The sequence below is a fragment of the Hymenobacter canadensis genome (assembly GCF_027359925.1).
In the GTDB taxonomy this organism is placed as follows: Bacteria; Bacteroidota; Bacteroidia; order Cytophagales; family Hymenobacteraceae; genus Hymenobacter; species Hymenobacter canadensis.
This window is the reverse complement of sequence record NZ_CP114767.1, coordinates 3,000,607-3,020,621: the sequence shown is the minus strand read 5'-3', so window position 1 is coordinate 3,020,621 and position 20,015 is coordinate 3,000,607. Positions and strand designations below refer to the sequence as shown.

10 protein-coding genes are annotated in these 20,015 nt (G+C 63.6%); 8 read left to right on the top strand and 2 right to left on the bottom strand.

From position 1 onward, the window contains the following. Positions 1-72: 72 nt before the first annotated feature. Positions 73-756 carry a peptide-methionine (S)-S-oxide reductase MsrA gene (gene msrA / locus O3303_RS13005; protein ID WP_269558823.1) on the bottom strand — a complete coding sequence of 228 codons (684 nt, stop codon included), beginning with the start codon at positions 754-756 and terminating at the stop codon, positions 73-75. 412 nt (positions 757-1,168) lie between these two features. On the opposite strand from msrA, the gene O3303_RS13000 reads away from it, so the two are divergent. From O3303_RS13000 to O3303_RS12985, 4 genes are all read left to right on the top strand, one after another. Beyond that, the gene (locus tag O3303_RS13000; protein ID WP_269558822.1) at positions 1,169-1,303 is read left to right on the top strand and encodes a hypothetical protein; all 135 of its coding nucleotides are present in this window, start codon (positions 1,169-1,171) and stop codon (positions 1,301-1,303) included. 144 nt (positions 1,304-1,447) lie between these two features. Then, positions 1,448-1,894: a DUF2141 domain-containing protein gene (locus tag O3303_RS12995; RefSeq protein ID WP_269558821.1), complete on the top strand. Its 447-nt coding sequence runs from the start codon at positions 1,448-1,450 to the stop codon at positions 1,892-1,894. A gap of 123 nt (positions 1,895-2,017) precedes the next feature. Further along, positions 2,018-4,924, top strand: coding sequence for a TolB-like translocation protein (locus tag O3303_RS12990; protein WP_269558820.1), 2,907 nt, complete (start codon positions 2,018-2,020; stop codon positions 4,922-4,924). Between the two features lie 163 nt (positions 4,925-5,087). Continuing rightward, on the top strand, positions 5,088-7,640 hold the full coding sequence (locus O3303_RS12985; protein ID WP_269558819.1) for a TonB-dependent receptor plug domain-containing protein: 2,553 nt from the start codon (positions 5,088-5,090) through the stop codon (positions 7,638-7,640). A gap of 109 nt (positions 7,641-7,749) precedes the next feature. Here the strand turns inward: O3303_RS12985 and O3303_RS12980 are convergent, their stop codons facing one another. Continuing rightward, entirely contained in the window at positions 7,750-8,232 is a 483-nt protein-coding gene (locus O3303_RS12980) for a YdeI/OmpD-associated family protein (protein ID WP_269558818.1), read from the bottom strand. A gap of 167 nt (positions 8,233-8,399) precedes the next feature. On the opposite strand from O3303_RS12980, the gene O3303_RS12975 reads away from it, so the two are divergent. The 4 genes from O3303_RS12975 (at position 8,400) to sov (ending at position 19,978) form a co-directional block, all read left to right on the top strand. Further along, positions 8,400-8,993 (top strand): hypothetical protein, encoded by a 594-nt coding sequence (locus O3303_RS12975; RefSeq protein WP_269558817.1) that lies wholly within the window; start codon positions 8,400-8,402, stop codon positions 8,991-8,993. Positions 8,994-9,167: 174 nt separating this feature from the next. Next, complete coding sequence (locus O3303_RS12970; protein ID WP_269558816.1) at positions 9,168-11,447, top strand: NADP-dependent malic enzyme; 2,280 nt, start codon at positions 9,168-9,170, stop codon at positions 11,445-11,447. Positions 11,448-11,674: 227 nt separating this feature from the next. Further along, positions 11,675-12,280, top strand: a complete 606-nt coding sequence (gene ruvA, locus O3303_RS12965; RefSeq protein ID WP_269558815.1) for a Holliday junction branch migration protein RuvA — start codon at positions 11,675-11,677, stop codon at positions 12,278-12,280. A 201-nt stretch (positions 12,281-12,481) separates the two neighbouring features. Continuing rightward, positions 12,482-19,978 (top strand): T9SS outer membrane translocon Sov/SprA, encoded by a 7,497-nt coding sequence (gene sov, locus O3303_RS12960; protein ID WP_269558814.1) that lies wholly within the window; start codon positions 12,482-12,484, stop codon positions 19,976-19,978. Positions 19,979-20,015 lie beyond the last annotated feature (37 nt).

Genomic DNA, 20,015 nt, shown 5'->3' with positions numbered 1-20,015 from the left:
GGCCGAAAGCCAAGAGCGGCCGCATATGGGGTATGCGGCCGCTAAGGCAGGAAACCAGTGAGGTGCGGCGCGCTACAGCGGGTTTTTCAGCAGCTGCGGAAAGGCCTTGCGGAACTTCTGCACCTTCGGCACCGACACCGACTGCACGTAGGGGTTGTCGCCGTGGAGGCGGAAGTAGCCCTGGTGGTAGTCTTCAGCGGGCCAGAATTTGGTAAAGGCCTTCACCTGGGTCACGATGGGGTTGGGGTAGTGCTTCGAGGCATTCACCCGCTTGATGGTAGCCTCAATGAGCTGCTTTTCCTGGGGCGTGCGGTAGAAGGCCACCGAGCGGTACTGCGCGCCGGCATCGGGGCCCTGGCGGTTGAGCGTCGTGGGGTCGTGGCCGGCCAGGAAAAACACGTCCAGCAGCTGCTGGTAGCTGATCTGGCCGGGGGTGTAGTACACTTGGAAGCTCTCGGCGTGGTCGGTGCGGCCACTGCCCACCTGCTCATAGGTGGGGTTGGCCTCTTTGCCGCCGGCGTAGCCCGATACCACGTACTGCACGCCTTTCAGCTCCTCAAATACTTCTTCGGTGCACCAGAAGCAGCCGCCTGCAAACGTGGCTACGGCCAAGCCTTTGGCTTGGGTAGCGGTGGGCAGGCCGCCAGCGGTGGAGCGGCTCAGGGCCTGGGCGTCGGCGGGGCGCTGCTGGGAGCAGGCCATCGTGAGCAGTAGCATGCTCAGCAGGTAGGGGTTCTTTTTCAGAAAGGACAGCATAGAGAAACGGGAGGGAAACAGGGAAAAATCAAGAAGGGAATATACGCAGGAAGCCGACAGCCGGACTTGGCCGCCTGCTGTCAAACAACCGCCGGGAGCTCTGCCGTTCCAATAGCGGGCAGATGGCGACCGGCAGGTGCTGCTGCAACCTGGCTAGCCGGCGGAGGTTTGTGGTTTTAGGGCCGGCGGCATTACTTTGGCCGGCGTTATAACCGAAATCAAGGAGAAGAAACTCTTTAAATCAAACAACGTATCGTTATTTTGTTCAAATAAATAGTGAATTATGTCAAATTCAGATGATACGCGTTTTCCGGCTGGCAGTGTGCCCGATAACCCACGGGTGCGAGAGGCAATGGCGGCCCGTATGCGGGCTTTCCACCGGGAAGCAGTTGCGAAAATTGGCCGGCCGGAAATGCTGAAAGTATACTGCCATGCGCTCAGCAACTGGGTACTCAACCCCAATATCGACCCCTACCAGATAGAAATGTTCTTCGACGAAATCTGCCTCGGCGCCCAGCAGGAAGGCCTGGACGACTGGGATGCCTAGATGGAGCAGGTAGGCACAAACCCGGGGTTTCTGGCTATATTGATGGCCCCTTCTGCGCGGCCGACTGGTTACGTCGGTAGTGGCACTTTTTTGGAAGCGCTGCGTGTTGGGCCTGCACTGTTCCACGGTTGTTTTGTTTAGTCTATGATAGTTTCGACGCGTGCCATCCTGTTTGCTGCCGGCAGTTTGCTGGCCGCCGTTCCGGCTTCGGCCGGCAATCCGGCGGGAACGTCGTCCATTACGGTGGTCGTTTCGGCACTGGCCTCCACGCAGTCGGTGGTAAAATTGTATTTCTACAACCTGCGCGACCAGTTTCTCAAGCCCCAGGGCTACGTGTTCAAGAAAGTGGTGATGCCCGCCGGCCAGCGCCAGATTACGCTGCCCGTAGACCTGCCCAACGGTGAGTGGGCCGTGGCCATCACCCAGGACATGAACAACAACGACAAGCTGGACAAGAACTTCGTGGGCATCCCTACCGAGCCGTTTGCCTTCTCCAACAACGTGCGCCCCACGCTGGCCCCGCCCGATTTCAACGAGTGCAAGTTCACCGTGAGCGGCCCGCGCGTTGTCACCATCAAGCTCACCAAATAGCGCGGCGCCACTGCCGCCCCGCTGAAAGTGCCGGTCTGGTTGCGCTGTTAAAGCGTGCCGGACCGGCACTTTTGGCTTTTCGGTGTGCGTAGGGTTTCTTGCAAGCCGCCCACTCCCTGTTCTATGCGTACTCTTCTGCTGGCTGCCGCCGGTCTGACTTCGGTGGTTACTGCCGGCGCCCAAAGCCTGCCCATTCTCGACCAGAATCCGCCCACACTGCGCTGGCAGGAAGTGCGCACGCCGCATTTCCGGGTGCTGTACCCGCTGGGGTTTCAGGAGGCTGCCCAGCGCACGGCCGGGCAGCTGGAGCAGGTGCACGGGCCCGGCGCGGCCACGCTGGGCATCAGCCCGCGGCCTATTTCGGTGGTGATGCAGACCCGCACCAGCGTCAGCAACGGCTTCGTGACGTTTCTGCCGCGGCACGCCGAGTTTTTCAGCACCCCGCAGCAGGGCATGGGTTTGGGCACCGTGGATTGGCTGGCCGGGCTGGTGGTGCACGAGTACCGGCACGTGGCGCAGTTCGAGAAGGGCCGCCAGGGAATAGGCCGCCTGCTGGGGCCGCTGCTCGGCGACGGGGCGCTGGGCGTGGCGGCCGTGGGCGTGCCGCAGTGGTTTTTCGAGGGCGACGCCGTGGGCACCGAAACGGCCCTCACGCGCAGCGGCCGGGGCCGCATTCCGGAGTTCGGGGCCGGGCTGCGGGCCAATCTGCTTTCGGGCCGCACCTACAGCTACCAGAAAGCCGTGAATGGCTCTTTGCGCGACCAAGTGCCCAACTGGTACGTGCTGGGCTACTACCTCACGTCATACGCCAAAACCCACTACGGCGCCGACGTCTGGGACCGGGCCCTGACTGGCTACTACCGGTTTCCGTTCTACCCGTTTTCTTTCTCTAATGGCCTGAAGCGCACCACCGGCCTGCGCGTAGAGCAGCTCTACCAGCGCACGATGCAGGAGCTGGACTCCATGTGGCGCACGCAGCAGCGCGCGGTGCAGCCCACCGCGGCGCGGGAGCTGGCCGGCCAGTACCAGGGCCCGGTGTTTACCGAGTATCAGTACCCGCAGTATGTGAATGACAGCACCGTGCTGGCGTTGAAATCCGGCCTCGGCGACATTGCGCAGCTGGTGTTGCTGGGCCGGCGCGGGCAGGAGCGCAAGCTGTTCGTGCCCGGCCTGCTGAACCTGCCCGAGCAGCTGAGCGTAGGCGGCGGCAAGGCTGTGTGGCCCGAGCTGCAGCCCGATGCCCGCTGGGGCCAGCGCATCCATTCCGAGCTGAAGGTGCTGGACCTGGCCACCGGCCGCATCGGGCGCATGGGGCGCCTCGGCCGCCGCCACCGCTACACCGCCGCCTCGCTCTCGCCCGATGGCACGCGCCTGATAGCCGTGGAAACCGACAGCGCCTACCGCCACGCCCTGCACCTGCTCGACGCCCTCACCGGCGCCGTGCTGCAAACCCTGCCCAACCCCCAGAACGACCTGTACTTGCAGCCCCGCTTCACGCCCGACGGCCAGCGCGTGGTGGCGGTGGTGCTGAAGCTGGCCGGCAAAACCATCGATGAAATCGACCTGGCTACCGGCGCGGTGCGGGCCCTGCTGCCCGTGGCCAACGTCAACCTGACAAACCCCCAGCCCTGGGCCGACTACGTGCTCTACAACTCGCCGCAGTCGGGCATTGATAATGTGTATGCCGTGCACAACATTACCGGGCAGGTGTATCAGGTGACGAGCCGGCCGCTGGGGGCTTACCAGGCGGCCGTGTCGCCGGATGGGCAGCGGCTGGCGTTTCACGATTTCCAGGCTACCGGAGCGCGCATCGTGGAGATGCCGCTGCAGCCGGCCACGTGGCGCGCCGTGCCGCCCGCGCCGCCCGAAGCCGCCGATGCCGGCCAGCCCTACGCCGCCGCACTGGCCGCCCGCGAGCCGGGCGCCGCCACCGTGGTGGCGCAGCTGGGCAGCGCCTCGCGTCCCGATTCGGCCACGCGCTACCCGGTGCGGCCCTACTCGGTGCTGCGGCACGCATTCAATGTGTTCAGCTGGGGCGTGGTGCAAAGTCCCACCGGCAACAGCGTCAGCCTCGGCCTTCGCTCGCAGGATCTGCTGAGTACCACCCAGGCCGTGGCCGGCGTCAGCTACGACCAAAACGAGCGCACCGGGGCCGTATTCGGCGGCGTCAGCTACCAAGGCAAATACCCGGTGTTCGATGCCGAAATCAGCCACGGCGGCCGCAACGCCGCCCGCTACATCGACCGGGCCCGCAACCAGCCGCTCGATAGCCTCCGCGCCGACCGCTGGCAGACCACGCGCCTCACGGCTGGCCTGCGGCTGCCGCTCACGCTCACCCGCTCCAAATACCTGTCGGCCCTGACTTTGAGTAGCTACTACTTGCTGGAGCAGGTCAGCGGCTACGATCTGCCGGTGCGGTTCCGCTCCGAGCCCGGCCCCGGCCGGCCGGTGCACGCCCTGCAAACCACTCTCAGCTTCGTGCGGCAGCTGAAAATGAGTGCCCGGGACGTGGCCCCGCGCTGGGGTGCTACGGCATTGCTCACCTCGCGCCTCACGCCATTCGGGGTGGGGCTGGAGGCCCGTCAGTGGGGCGCGCAGGGCAGCGTGTACGTGCCCGGCCTGGGCAAGCACCACAGCCTGCGCCTGCGTGCCGGCTACCAGCGCCAGCAGCAGCGGCAGTATCAGTTTGCCTCGGCCATCAGTTTCCCCCGCGGCGAAAACTACGTGAGCTTCGACCAGCTCAGCGCTGCCTCTGCCGACTACTACCTGCCGCTGGCGTTTCCGCACTGGTCGGTGGGGCGGCTGCTGTACGTGCAGCGGCTGCGGGCCACCGGGTTTCTGGATGTGGCCCAGGGCCGCAGCACCGGCGTGTCGGGCCGCGGCAACTACCGCAACGTGGGCCTCGACGTGGCGGCGCTGTTCAACGTGCTGCGGCTGCGCACCCCGCTGGAAGGCGGTGTGCGGGTAGTCGTGGATACCTACACCAATGATTTGATAATCGAACCCTTAGTGTTCAGCATTCGGCTGTAACGTGAAGCTCCCGCTGGGTGAACGAGCGAAGCGAATATCAGGCATTGGCGCAAATGGCACGGCGCCGCATATTCGCTGCACAGGTAGCACCAAGCAGAAGCTTCGCGTTGTAGCGTCTTTCCTCTATTTTCGCCTCGATTTATTCATTCACTACCAGTATCCTGTGAAAACTACTTTACCTCTCCGCCTGCAGCATTTAGCCCTGGGCGCTGCCGCTGCTTCCATGGCCGCCATTAGTCTGGCTTTCCAAACCCCTGCTGACCCTGCCGGGCGCCTCGTGGAGCGGCTGCTGGCTTTCTATACCGATGCTCAGCCCGAAATCAGCTATCTGCACCTCAACCAGGCCGCATATGCCGCCGGCGAAACCGTATGGTTTAAGGCCTACGTGGCCGATGCCCGGCATCACCAGCTCGACTCGCTCAGCCGGGTGCTGTACGTGGATGTAGTCAGCCCCTCGGGGCGGCGGGTGCTGCTGCGCCGCACGTTGGCCCTGCGCGGCGGCCTTGCACACGGCGACCTAGCCCTGCCCGATACGCTGGCGCAAGGCATATACACGGTGCGCGCCTACACCCACTGGATGCGTAATACCAGCGAGCAGCTGTTTTTCTCGCGCCGCGTGCCCGTGTGGCAGGTGGCGCCGCCCGCTCCCGACGCGGCCAGTGCCTCAGCCGGCAAGCCCACTCCCGCCCGCCGCAGCGTAACCCGTCCGGCAGCCCCGGCCCGGCCCGACGTGCAGTTTTTTCCGGAAGGAGGCGACTATGTGGCCGGCCTAGCCACGGTGGTAGGGGTGAAGGCCCTTGATGCCACCGGCACCGGCCTGGCCGTGCGCGGTGACATTCTCGACGACCAGAACCAAGTGCAGGCCAGCTTCAGCACGCCCGCGCTGGGCATGAGTTCCTTTAACTTCACGCCGGCCGCCGGCCGCCGCTACCACGCCCGCGTGGCGCTGCCCGCCGGTACCACCGCCGACTACCCGCTGCCTGTGGCCCAGCCCAGTGGCTGGGTGATGAACACGCGCGAAATCGGCAACTCGTTTAAAGTATTTATTCGCCACCAGCCGGCAGCGGGGGCGCCGGCCGGGCCGGTGGGTCTGCGGCTGCTGGCGCATGTGCGCGGCGTACCCGTGTACGTGGGCGAGGGGCAGATTCAGGGTAATGAAATATTCGCGGCTACCCTGCCCAAAGGCAAAATGCCCGCCGGCGTGCTGCACATAACGCTCTTCGACGACCAGCAAGTGTCCCGCGCCGAGCGGCTGGCATTCGTGCCCGATGCTAACCCCCTGCGCATCACTGTGCGTCCCAACAAACCCGTCTACGGCCCGCGCGAAGCCGTGACCGTAGACGTAGACGTGCGCACCGGCGCCGGCGCCCCGACCGCCGCCGAGCTGTCGTTGGCCGTGGCCACGGATGGCGGCCTGCCCGCCACCGCCACCACCGACGCCACTATCGAGTCGCAGTTGCTGTTGACCTCGGAGCTGAAAGGCTACGTCGAAAATCCCGGCTACTACTTCCGCAACCCTACGTCCGACACGCGCCTCGCCCTCGACCAGCTGCTGCTTACGCAGGGCTGGAGCCGCTTTGTGTGGCGCGAGCTGGTGGCTTCCAACGCCTCGCCTGTGGCCGCGTATCAGTTTATGACCGAGCAGAACCTTACGCTGGGCGGCCGGCTGGTGCGCGCCAACCAGAAACCTGTGCCCAATGGTAACGTCACGCTGTTTCAGCAGGCCGAAAAAAGCATCAGCGCCGGGCAATCCAACGCCGACGGACAGTTCCTGTTTACTGGCTTTCCCGGGCAGGATTCGGCCAGGGTGCTGGTGCAGGCCCGCACCGAGAAAGGCGGCAGCAATGTTCTGATTCAACTCAACGAGCTGTGGCCGCTGCCGGCTAAACCATTGCCGCTGCCTCTACTGGCACCTGCTGCCGCCCAGCCCGAAGTAGCTGCCTACGCCCAGCGCAGCCGCCGCCAGCAGGTGCTCGAACAGCAATACCGCCCAGATTCCAGCCGCAGTATTATGCTTCGCAACGTGACCGTGAAAGGCAGCCGCCCCACGCCGCCCCCGCGCGACCCCCGCTCCATCCACGGCACCGCCGACAACGTACTGACCTTGCGCGACATTCCGCTGGCTGACACGTATTCCGATATTTTTCAGCTGATGCAGGGCCGCGTGGCGGGCGTGCAGATAACGCGTACCGGCTTCTCCTACAACGTCCAGATCCGGGGCATCTCCAGCTTTTCGGGCTCTAGTCAGCCCTTGTTTCTGCTCGATGGTATGCCGCTTTCGGATATTGATGGGCTGGTGGGAATTCCGCCCACGATTGTGGAGCGCATTGAAGTACTGAAAGGGGCGTCGGCTGCTATTTATGGTAGCCGCGGCGGCAATGGCGTCATTGCCGTATTCACCAAGCGCGGCAACCCCGACTACAACTACAGCAAGGAGCCTGCTGCAGGCGTGGCAGTGCGCCAACTGCCGGCCTATCACCGCGCCCGCGAGTTCTACGCGCCCCGCTACGAAAAAGCCCCGGCCGCCAACCGCCCCGACCCGCGTGCCACTACGCTCTACTGGCTGCCGCGCCTAGCCGTGCCGGCCTCCGGCACGGCCCGCTTCACGTTCTATACCGCCGACCAAGGCGGCACTTTCCGCGTCAGCGCCGAAGGTATTGGGGCCACTGGCCAGCCGGCGGTGGGCAGTTCTTCGCTCTCGGTGTCGGACCGGTAAGAAGTAACACCAAGCTCCCGCTTGGTTAACGAGCGAAGCGAGTGTGCGGCACCGCGCCACTTGTGCTAACGCGTGGAAACTTGCTAAGCACGTGCGCAGAAGCTTCGCGTTACTTCCGGAACGGGTGCCCGTTCAGGGCCAGCCGCTCGATTAGCTCCACGGCGCGGCGGGCGCGGGTTTCGGTCTGTTTGGCGGTGGCTACGTGGCGGGCCATGGCGCGGCGCATGCTGCCCGAGTGCCTGGCGAAGCTGGCCTCTGCTTCCGGCCAGGTTTCCAGGGCTTCGGCCAGCTCGGCGGGCAGCTCTACATAGTCGGGTTGCGGGTCGGGGGCGAGGCTGATGGTGAGGTGCTGGCCCAGCTGAATGCCCGCGGCCCGGCACAGGTCTTTGCTGAGCATCAGGTAACGGCCGCCGCCGGGTAGCAGCAGCAGCCCTAGCCGTACGGCGTGGCCGTTCACGGTGCCCATCACGCGCTTCGTGGCCTTGCCTCCCAGCGCCTCCAGCACCAGCGGCGGCACTACCACTATCTGGGTAGGCATAAAGCTGGGGCCGCCGGGCTCCAGCTGCGCCTGAAAGGTGTGGGCGGTTTCCATGCGGGAAAGGTAAACAGCAAAAGGGTGCGAGCCGGAATGTTCCTTTCGGCCCGCTAAGTACACCAGGCTGCCAAAAAAATATCCGTGCTACGGAACTATTCCCACAGAGTCTGGCACAACTCTTGGAACTCGGGCTGCCATACCCATCTATGCTCCCGGTTATGTTGATGAAACGCTTTCTAGTTACGCTCCTTACTTCTGCTACGCTATTCACTATCGCCTGCCAAAAAGACTCCGCCGACCAGCCCCAGCCCGCCGCGCCGGTGCAGGCGGCTACCCTCAACATGACATTTCATTACACCAGCCCCGACGAAACGCGCGGCATCAACCACCTGGCCGACCGGCCCAGCGGCCAGTTGCTCTCCGACCGGCTTGTGCTCAAGCTCAGCAACAGCCAAACCAGCACCACCGACCAGCTGGAATTCACACTTGCCAAAAGCCGCCAGAAGCCCGGCCTGACCGGCGCCTACACGCTGGCTTCGCAGCCCGACCCCGGCGCGGGCGACGTGCAGGTGAGCTACCTGCGGGCCAGCCTCAACAGCAGCGCCATCGGCAACCTGATAACGGGTAACAACCACCACCTCACGGGCTCATTCGTCATCAGCAGCTATGATGCCACCCGCAACCTGATCAGCGGCAGCTACACCGTAGAAGCCGCCGATAGCAAAGACCCGTTCACGTTCCTGGCCACCGGCGTCGATAACCGCCGCTCCGGCGATTTGCGCGTCTATGGTACCTTCACGGAGGTGCCGCTGCGGTAAGCTCTCATTCCGACGCACGAGGAATCCGGGGTACAGGTGCGGAAACCAGTTTACCCGGATTCCTTTCTTGCCGGAATGACAGACGAGCTGCGTAAACTTTGATTCCGGCGGATTTGGCCCCAACTTGCCTAGGCTGCGGCTTCGGCGGTGGCATTTCACCCTGGAATCCGACTCATGCTCAAGATCAACAAGCAGGACGCTCTCGACTACCATTCCCAAAGCCCCGCCGGCAAGATTGAGGTAGTGCCCACCAAGCCCGTCAGCACCCAGCTGGATCTGGCCCTGGCCTACTCGCCGGGCGTAGCCGAGCCCTGCCTGGCCATTGCCGCCAACCCCGACGACGTATATAAATACACCGCCAAGGGCAACCTGGTAGCCGTTATCAGCAACGGTACGGCCGTGCTGGGCCTCGGCAACATCGGGCCGGCGGCCTCCAAGCCGGTGATGGAAGGCAAAGGCGTACTGTTCAAGAAATTCGCGGGCATCGACTGCTTCGACATTGAAATCGACGCCACCGACCCCGACGAGTTCATCCGCATCGTGAAGGCCCTGGAGCCCACGTTCGGTGGCATCAACCTCGAGGATATAAAAGCCCCGGAGTGCTTCCGCATCGAAACAGAGCTGCGCGAGAAGATGAACATCCCGCTCATGCACGACGACCAGCATGGCACGGCCATTATTTCGTCGGCGGCGCTGCTCAACGGGCTGGAGGTAGTGGGCAAGAGCATCAAGGACATCCGTCTGGTGGTGAGCGGCGCGGGCGCGGCGGCCATCAGCTGCCTGCGCCTGTATCTGGCGCTGGGTTTGCGGCTGGAAAATGTGGTGGTCTTCGATAAGGACGGCGTCATCAATGCCAGCCGCACCGACCTTGACCCGCTACAGCGGCACTTTGCTACCAGCCGGCCCATCAGCACCATGGCCGAGGCGCTGGAAGGTGCCGACGTGTTCCTGGGCCTCTCGGCGGCCAACGTGCTGCCCGCCGAGCTGCTGCTGAAGATGGCCGACAACCCCATCGTATTCGCGCTTGCCAACCCCAACCCCGAAATTGCCTACGAGCTGGCCATGGCCACCCGTCCCGACATCATCATGGCGACGGGCCGCAGCGACCATCCTAACCAGGTAAACAACGTGCTGGGCTTCCCCTACATCTTCCGGGGGGCGCTGGACGTGCGGGCCACGGAAATCAACGAAGCCATGAAGCTGGCCGCCGTGCGCGCCCTCTCCGACCTGGCCAAGGAGCCCGTGCCCGACATGGTGAACCGCGCCTACGGCGACAACACGCTGGCTTTCGGCCGCACCTACCTCATCCCTAAGCCCCTCGATCCGCGCCTGATTACGGCCGTGAGCCCGGCCGTGGCCCGCGCCGCCATGGAAAGCGGCTCGGCCCGCGTGCATATTCAGGACTGGGTGGCCTACGAAGATGAGCTGCGCGGCCGCCTCGGCGTGAACCAGAAGCTGATGAACCGCATCACGTCGGCGGCCCGCGCCAACCCTAAGCGGGTTGTGTTTGCCGAAGCTGACAACTATAAGATCCTCAAGGCGGCTCAGATTCTGTTCGACGAGGGCATTGCGGTGCCCATTCTACTCGGTAACCGTAAGAAGCTGGAAGCCATTGCCCTGGCCAACAACCTCGACCTGCACGGCTGCCAGATCATCGACATTCTGGAAGAAGAAGCCAAGCGCGAAGAGTACGCCAACCTGCTGTATGAGAAGCGCCGCCGCCGCGGCATTACGCTCTACGAAGGCCGCCGCCTGCTGCGCGAGCGGAACTACTACGGCTCCATGATGCTGGAAACCGGCGAGGCCGACGCCTTCATCACCGGCCTCACCAAAGACTACGGCAAGAGCATTGTGCCTTCGCTGCAGGTGATTGGGGTGGAGGAAGGCGTGAAGCGCGTGGCCTCCATGTACATCATCCAGCACAAGAAAGGCCCGTTCTTCTTCGCCGATACCACCGTTAATATCGACCCCACGGCCGAGGAAATGGTGGACATCATCGGCCTCACGGCCGAGGCCGTACGCTTCTTCGACGCCGAGCCGCGGGTGGCCGTTATCAGCTACTCCAACTTCGGTTCCAACCCCGGCGAGCTACCCGACAAGGCCCGTCGCGCCACCGAGCTGGCCAAAAAGCGTTACCCCGACCTGATTCTGGACGGCGAGATGCAGGCCAATACGGCCCTCAATCCCGACCTGCTGCGCGAGCAGTACCCGTTCTCGGAGCTGGCCGAAAAAGGCGGCGCCAACACGCTCATCTTCCCGAACGTGATTAGCGGCAACATTGCCTACAAAGTGCTCCAGGAAATCGGGGGCGCCGAGGTAATCGGGCCGGTGCTGATGGGCATGCGCAAGCCGGTGCATATCCTGCAGCTGGGCGCCTCGGTGCGCGAAATCGTGAACATGGCCTCCATTGCCGTGGTCGACGCCCAGCAAAGCCAGACCAACCGCGGCCTGTAGCGCCTGTAGCGCCCGTAGCATAGGCTTTAGCCTGTGCCGTACCGGGCCTACTACCGGCGCCTCACCCCCTAGCCCCCTCTCTGTAGGAGAGGGGGCTAGGGGGTGAGGCGCCGCATGGCCAACTTATTCTGCCAATAATGCCGCGCTGCCCGGGATAGAAAACCCGGCCGCTGGTGTTGCCCCAACCCAAGCCCTCAAGTCCCCAAGTCCCCAAGTCCCACCACCCCATGATTGCCTACATCGAAGGAAAGCTCGCTTACAAAGACCACGCTCAGGCCATTCTCGACGTGAGCGGCATCGGCTACGAGGTGCGCATCTCGCTCAGCACGTTCAGCAAGCTGCCCGCCGAGGGCGACAAGGCCAAGCTCTACACCTTCCAGCACATCAAGGAAGACGCCCACACGCTCTACGGCTTCCTCGACCCCAGCGAAAAAGCACTGTTTATGCTGCTGATTTCGGTGTCGGGCATCGGGCCGGGCACGGGCATCGTGATGGTGAGCAGCATGAGCGTGGGCGAAATCCGCCAGGCCATCGTCAACGAGGACGTGCGCGCCATCCAGAGCATCAAGGGCGTGGGCCCCAAAACGGCGCAGCGCGTGATTCTGGAGCTGCGCGACAAGCTGCGCAAAGACGAGCTGCTGGCCAAAGCCGGCGTCGATACCGTACCGCTGGCCCGCGCACACAATACCAGCCGCAGTGAGGCGTTGTCGGCTTTAGTGACGCTGGGCTTCGCCCGGGCCGCCGCCGAGAAAAACCTCGACCAGATCCAGAAGCGCTACGGCAACGACCTGAGCGTGGAGGAATTGATTAAGTTTGCTCTTAAGTCCAATTAAGTATTGAGTAGTTAGTATGGAGTATAGAGTGGTAAGTAGGCAGTATCGGTAGTGGGTAGAAAGCAGTGAGCCCCACGTGCCGCCAGCTCTGCGCGGCCCGGTGTTCACTCCCAGCTACTCCATACCTGCTACTGCATGCTTTCTGCTTGCTACTCCCTGCTCCGCACTCAGCGCCCCCTGCATCCTTTTTATTTGTAGCACTTGAACTCCGGTAAGAAGTCCCTCACTGCCTCAGTTGCTGTTGTTTTTGCGTCGTTGCTGGGTGCTTGGTGGTCGCAGGCGGAAACTGCCGGGGCCGCCGCTTTTTCGCTGCGCCAGCTCTGGGCGTGGCTCCCCGAAACCAGCGAGGCCCGGCCCTGGCTTATGCCCGGGCCCGACACGCCGCGCACGGCCCTGCCCGATACCAGCCGCTACCGTACCAGCCGCCGGCCCCGCGTAGCGCCCGCCGATAGGGTGGGTACGCCGTTTTCGCCGCAGCGCCGCCGCTCGCCGCTGGTGCTGCCGCTGCCCGGCAACGTGCAGCAGGTCATCACGCCCGACGACAGCCTGCAGTATTTTGATGTGGAGGAGCGAATAGGGGAGGATGTGGACTTCCGCGACCCCAGCCGCCTTACCTTCAAAGAATACTCGCGCTGGCAGCAACAACAGGCTGTACGAGACTACTTCCGAAATCGTTCGGCCGGGGGCGTCGTTGGCGACTCCGGCTCGGCCGCCTCGCGCCGCCTGATTCCCAAGATCTACCTCGGCCCCATGGCCGACCGCATCTTCGGCGGCTCCTACGTGGACATCCGGCCGGCCGGCGCCGTCACCATCCGGATGGGCGCGCGCTTCAACCGCAACCAGAACCCCACGCTCACGCTCCGGCAGCAGCGCATCGGCGAGTTTCAGTTCGACCAGAACATGAACCTCAACCTGACGGGCCAGATCGGGGAGAAGGTGCGCCTGAACTTCAACTACGACACCAAGGCCGCCTTCGACTTCGAAAACAACATGAAGCTCGATTACACGGGCTTCGACACGGACATCATCCGGAAGGTGGACCTGGGCAACGTGAGCTTGCCGCTCAACAACTCATTGATTGTGGGCGGCCAGAACCTTTTTGGGGTGAAAACCCAGCTGCAGTTCGGGCGCATGAGCGTGACGGCCGTGGCCAGCACCCTGCGCGGCCAGGCCGACGAGGTGCGCGTGCAGAACGGCGGCCAGAGCCGGCAGTTTGAAATCAAGGCCAGCCAGTACGAGAAAGACCGGCACTTCTTCCTGAGCCAGTTTTTCCGCGACCGGTACAACCTGGCCCTTCGCAACCTGCCCACCGTGCAGAGCGGCATCGAAATCCGCTACCTGGAAGTGTGGGTGACCAACGACAACCGCCAGAGCGACAACCTGCGCAACGTGGTGCCGCTCATGGACCTGGGCGAAGCCAGCCGCGTGTATCGGAGCCCGCTGCTACTGCCCGGGGGTGTGGTGCCCACGGCCGCCGCCAACAACACCAACAACCAGCTCCAGCAGCTGCTGCAGCCCAACGCCCAGGCCCGCGGCGAGCTGACCGTGGACAACTACCTGAGCGGCGGCAGCGTGGCCGGCCAGCCGCTGGTGAAAAACGTGGACTTCGAGCACGTGCGGGCCCGCAAGCTCGACCCGCGCGAGTACACCTTCAACGCCCAGCTGGGCTACCTGAGCCTCAACACCCAGCTGCTGCCCGAGCAGGTGCTGGGCGTCAGCTACGAATACATTTACAACGGCCGCACCTACAAAGTAGGGGAGGTGGTGAACGACTACGGCAACCGCAGCCAGGACGAAGTGGTGTTCCTGAAGCTGCTGAAGGCCACCAACCCCGCCGTCGGCCTCGCCGACCCCAGCCAGAACCCGCAGAACACGAACCTGCTCACCCGGAACCTGCCCACCTGGGACCTGATGATGAAGAACGTGTACCCGTTGAACGCCTCGCAGCTAAACCGGGACAACTTCCAGCTCCAGATCATCTATAAGGACGACGTGACGGGCGTGGATTTGATTTCGCTGAAGGAAGGCGCCCGCATCCAGAACCGCCCGCTGATTGAGGTGCTCAACCTCGACAACGTCAACCCCAACAACGACCAGAACGCCGACGGTAACTTCGACTTCTTCCCCGGCATCACCATCGACCCAGAGCTGGGCAAGATCATATTCCCGGTGGTGGAGCCCTTCGGCAACTACCTGCGCAGCCAGTTTGATACGCTGGGCGTGACGCCCGGCTCCGACCCCGCCAACGAGCGGCTGCTGGCCCGCAAGTACGTCTACGATGCCCTCTACAACCAGGTGCAGAGCGACGCCCAGCAGGTCACCGAGAAAGATAAATTCGTGTTGCGCGGCCGGTTCCAGGCTACTGCCACCGACGAGATTACGCTGCCCGGCCTGGGCATTGCGGTAGGTTCGGTGCGGGTGCGCGCCGGCTCGGTGCTGCTGGAAGAAGGCCGCGACTACCAGGTGTTCTACGACCAGGCCAAGGTGAAAATCCTCAACCCGGCCTACCTCAACTCGGCCAACGAGTTGCGGGTGGAGTTCGAGAAGAACGCCCTGGTGCAGGTGCAGCCGCGCAAGCTGCTCGGTGCCCGCTTCGACTACCGCCTCAACCAAGACGTAAACTTCGGGGCCACGGTGCTGCACCTGCGCGAAAACCAGGCCCCCGGCATCAACCGCGTCAACATCGGCGATGAGCCGGGCAATAACACCATCTACGGCTTTGACGTGAACATGCGCCGCGACTCGCGCGCCCTCACCAAGTACCTGGATATGCTGCCGTTCATTTCCACCAAGGAGCCGTCGTCGGTGGCTTTCAGTGGTGAGTTTGCGCAGCTGCTGCCGGGCAAGTCGCAGCTGGGCAACGGCGAAAACGGCGTGAGCTACCTCGACGACTTCGAGAATGCGCGCACGCCCTACACGCTGGGCGGGCTGAACTCGGCCGTGGCCTGGCGGCTGGGCTCCACGCCGTTCACGTATCCGGAGTTCAACCGCAACGACATCACCTCGGCCTACCGCCGCGCCAAGCTGGCCTGGTACTCCATCGACCAGAGCTACTACACGGACGGGCCCAGCGTACCGAACAACATCGGCACGGCCGAGCTGGAAAACCACTACACCCGCGGCATCCAGCGCAACGAAATCTTCCCGAACCGCGACCTGGGCACTACCGGCAATGGCTTCGAGTATTCGCTGGACATGGCCTACTACCCGTCGGAGCGCGGGCCCTACAACTACAACCCCGCCATTGCGGCCGACGGCAAAAGCCTGCCCCCGGCACTCGCCATCCAGAATTTCGGGGCTATTTCGCGCGAAATCACCTTCGATACTGACTTCGACAACGCCAACGTGGAGTACCTGGAGTTCTGGCTGATGGACCCGTTCATTGCTGGCGTCCGGGGCGAAATCAACGACAGCGAAAACCCGCGCATCAACAATACCACCGGCGGCCGCCTGATGATCAACCTGGGCAACGTGAGCGAGGACGTGCTGCGCGACAACAACCGCTACGAATTCGAAAACGGCCTGCCGACCAGCAACGACTCCATCGGGACCACGCGCCGCACGCCCTGGGGCCTGGTGGCGCGCCAGCAGTTCCTGACCGACGCCTTCAGCAACGCGCCCGGCGGCCGCGCCCGCCAGGACGTGGGCCTCGACGGCCTCAACGACACCGAGGAATCGGCTTTCTTCGGCAAAGCCTACGCCGACCCTTCCGGCGACAACTTCCGCCACCACCTCGACCCGTTCTACGACCAGAACGACGTGAAGCTGCTGGGCCGCTACAAACAATACAACGGCCTGGAAGGCAACTCGCAGGAAAACAGCCAGCTCTCGTCTACGGCTTTCCCGGATAAGGAAGACCTGAACCGCGACAACGTCATTTCGGAGACGGAGCGCTACTACGAGTACCAGTTGGACCTGGGCGCCAACCCCGGCGACATTGCCGTGGGCAACAACTACGTGGTGGACCGCATCACCAAGCAGGTGAACGGCGACCAGGTGAACTGGTACCAGTTCCGCATTCCGATCCGCAACTACAATGCCGTGCGCAGCGCCGACGGGCAGCCGTTCGGCTTCAAGAGCATCCGGTTTTTGCGCATGTATCTCACGGGCTGGCAGCAGCCGGTGGTGCTGCGTATGGTGCAGCCCCAGTTCATTGCCAACCAGTGGCGCCGCTACCTGCAGCCGATTTCCGAAACCAGCCAGCCTTGCGTGAACTGCGGCGACGCGGCCCGCTCGTTCAACATCAGCACCGTGAGCCTGGAGGAAAACGGCCCGGCGCTGGACGGGGCCAAAGGCGCCATTCCGTACGTGCTGCCGCCCAACATTCAGCGCGACAAGGAGTACGGCTCCGGCACCGTGAACCGCCAGCAAAACGAGCAGAGCCTGCGCCTGTGCGTAGACCAGCTCCGCGACGGTTTCGGGCAGGCTGCCTATAAGAACATCAACCTGAGCTTGCTGCGCTACAAGCAGCTGCGCCTGTTCCTGCACGCCGAAAGCGAGGACGCCAACGTGCGCGACGGCCAGGTGCAGGCCTTCGTGCGCCTCGGCACCGACTACAACCAGAACTACTACGAGTACCGCCTGCCGCTGCAGATTACGCCGCGCACCGCTACCACCCAAGCCGAAATCTGGCCCACGGCCAACGAAATCAGCCTTTCGTTGCAGGAGTTCATTGATGTGAAGGCCGAGCGCAACCTGGCCGTGAACCGCGGCACAGCCAGCTACACCGGCCCCTATACCAAAACCTTCCCGAACGGCGCCAGCATCACCGTGTTCGGCAACCCCGACCTGAGCGCGGTGCAGGGCGCCATGATTGGCCTGTTCAATCCCACCAACGACGGCAACACCAAATCCTTCTGCCTCTGGGCCGATGAGTTCCGGGTGTTCGACTTCGATAAGCAGAACGGCTGGGCCGCTACCGCCCGCTTCAATACCAAGCTCGCCGACCTGGCCAACATCACGGCCACCGGCAGCTACACCTCGGTGGGCTTCGGTGGCCTGCAGGACAAGCTGCAGCAACGCTCGCTGGAGAGCATCACCCGCGGCGACGTAAACGCCACGGTGGCCGCCGACAAGCTCTTCCCCGAGCGCCTGGGCCTCCGGATTCCGGTACTGGTGCAGGCCGGCAACGAAACCCGCGCCCCCGAGTACGACCCGCTCGACCCCGATACCCGCCTGGAGCAGTCGTTGCGCAAGTTTGAGCGTGAAGAGGACAAGGCCGAGTATCGCAAGGAAGTCATCGACCAGACCACCAGCCGCAGTATTTCGGTGCTGAACGTGCGCAAAGAGCGCACCAACCCCGAGAAGAAGCCGATGCCCTACGACATCGAGAACTTCGCGGCCAGCTACTCCATCACCGAGCGCACCCACACCGACATCCGCACCGACCGGGACTACACCCGCACCTACACCGGCGCGCTGGCCTACCTCTACCAGCTCACGCCCAAGAACTACACGCCGCTGGCCAAGATCAAGGCCCTGGACAATCCGTATCTGAAGATTTTCCAGGACGTGAACTTCACGCCGCTGCCCACCCGCTTCTCGTTCCGGGCCGACATTGACCGGCGCTACAACGAGCGGTTCCTGCAGCGCGTGCTGGAGCCGGGCAATCTGCCCACCACCAACGGCATTCCGGGCGTGTTCCAGAAGTCGTTCTACTTCAACCGCATCTACGACCTGCAGTGGGCCCTCACCAAAGCCCTGACGGTAGACTACACCGCTAACAACCGCGCGGTGATTGACGAAGGCCTGGGCCGCACCATCGGCGACTCGCCGGAAGCGCTGGAAAACCGCCGGCAGCTGCGCGAAAACCTGTTCCGCCGCGGTGGCCGCACCACCAACTTCAACCAGACGGTGGCCATCACCTACCGCCTGCCGCTCGACAAGTTCCCGCTCACCGACTGGCTGTCGGCGGATGCACGCTACGCGGCTAACTACACCTGGCAGGCGGCTTCCACGGCGCTGCGGGCTCCGCTGTATCCGGCTAACCCGGACAGCACCCAGACGCGGGAGCTGAACCTGGGCAACACCATCCAGAACAACGGGGAGCTGAGTGCCAACGGCAAGATTGATCTGGTGAAGCTCTATAACAAGGTGCGCTTCCTCAACATCATCAACAACGCCCCGGCGCCCGGCGCCAACGAAGCCAGCGCCGGCAAGCGCCGCCCCGGTCTGCCCACGGCCCTCGACCGCGCCAGCCAGGCCGGCCAGCCCGACGTGCCAGCCGACACCGCCAAGGGCCCGGAGCTACGTTTGCTGAAAGCCGTGCTTCGGTCCCTGATGACGGCCCGCTCGCTGAACTTCACTTACACCCGCTCCAACGGCACGCTGCTGCCCGGCTACCTGCCGCGCACCCGCTTCTTCGGCATGAACTCCGACTTCGACGCGCCGGGCGTGCCCTTCCTGCTGGGCAAGCAGTACGACCTGGATGCCCTGTACGACCGGGCCGCCAGCCGCGGCTGGTACACCGACCAGAGCCAGTTCCTGAACACGCCCATCAGCTCCCTGCTCACCGAAAACCTGATTCTGCGCACCTCCCTGGAGCCCTTCCGCGACTTCAACATTCAACTGGAAGGCCGCCGCCAGCTGGCCCGCAACCGGGAAGTGTTCTACCGCAATGAAATCGACGAAATAACGCTGCAGCCCACCGGCAACCTCGCCCCGCGCCAGAATTTGGGTTCCGGCACGTTCAGCACGTCTTTCATCAGCATCCGAACCTTGTTCGGCGACCGGCTGAATGAGGGAGAAGATTCCAAGGCTTTTGACCGGTTTGTGCAGAACCGAGGAATCGTGCAGCAGCGGCTGGCAACGGCCAACACCAGCGGCAATGGTACCTACGGCTACAACTCGCAGGACGTGCTGATTCCGGCCTTCCTGGATGCTTACCGCGGCAAGTCGTCGGACGGCTACAAGGCTGAGAAGTTCAAGCCGTTCGAACTGCTGCCCATCCCCAACTGGCGCGTCGACTACAACGGCCTGGCCGAGTTGCCCTTCGTGAAGCGCTACTTCCGTTCCATCTCGATCACCCACGCCTACTCGTCGGTGTACACGGTGGCGGGCTACACCACGGCCTCCGGTTACACTGCCGAGCCGGAAGGCCTGAGCACCATCACCAACGCCTCGGGCCAATACATTCCGTACTACATCATCGGGCAGGTAAGCATTGCGGAGCGCCTCTCGCCGCTGATTGGCGTGAACTTCCAGACGCTGGAGAAGATTACGGGCCGCGTGGAGCTGCGCACCGAGCGGGCTATCGGCCTCAACACCACCAACGCCCAGGTAACGGAGCTGCACACCCAAGAGCTGGTAATTGGCTTCGGCTACGCTACCAACCGCTTCAAGCTGCCCTTCCGCATCGGCGGCGAGCAGCGCATCCTACGCAACGAGTTAACCGCCCGACTCGACCTGAGCATCCGCGACAACACCACCATTCAGCGCAGCATCGAAGACGTGACGGACCCGATTCCGGCCGCTGGCGGCCAGCCGGCCGTGGAAGGCGAGCTGGGCCGGGCCTTCGGCCTCACCACCAACGGTACCCGCCAGCTGCAGCTGCGCCCCACCATCGACTACGTGCTCAACCAGCGCCTCAACCTGCAGTTCTTCTTTGCCCGCACCGTCACCGACCCGCGGGTGCAGAACTCGTTCAAAAACTCCACCACCGAAGGCGGCCTGCAGCTCCGTTACAGCCTGTCGCAGTAGATAGATGGTTAAATGGCTGCATTGTTAAAGGGTTGGT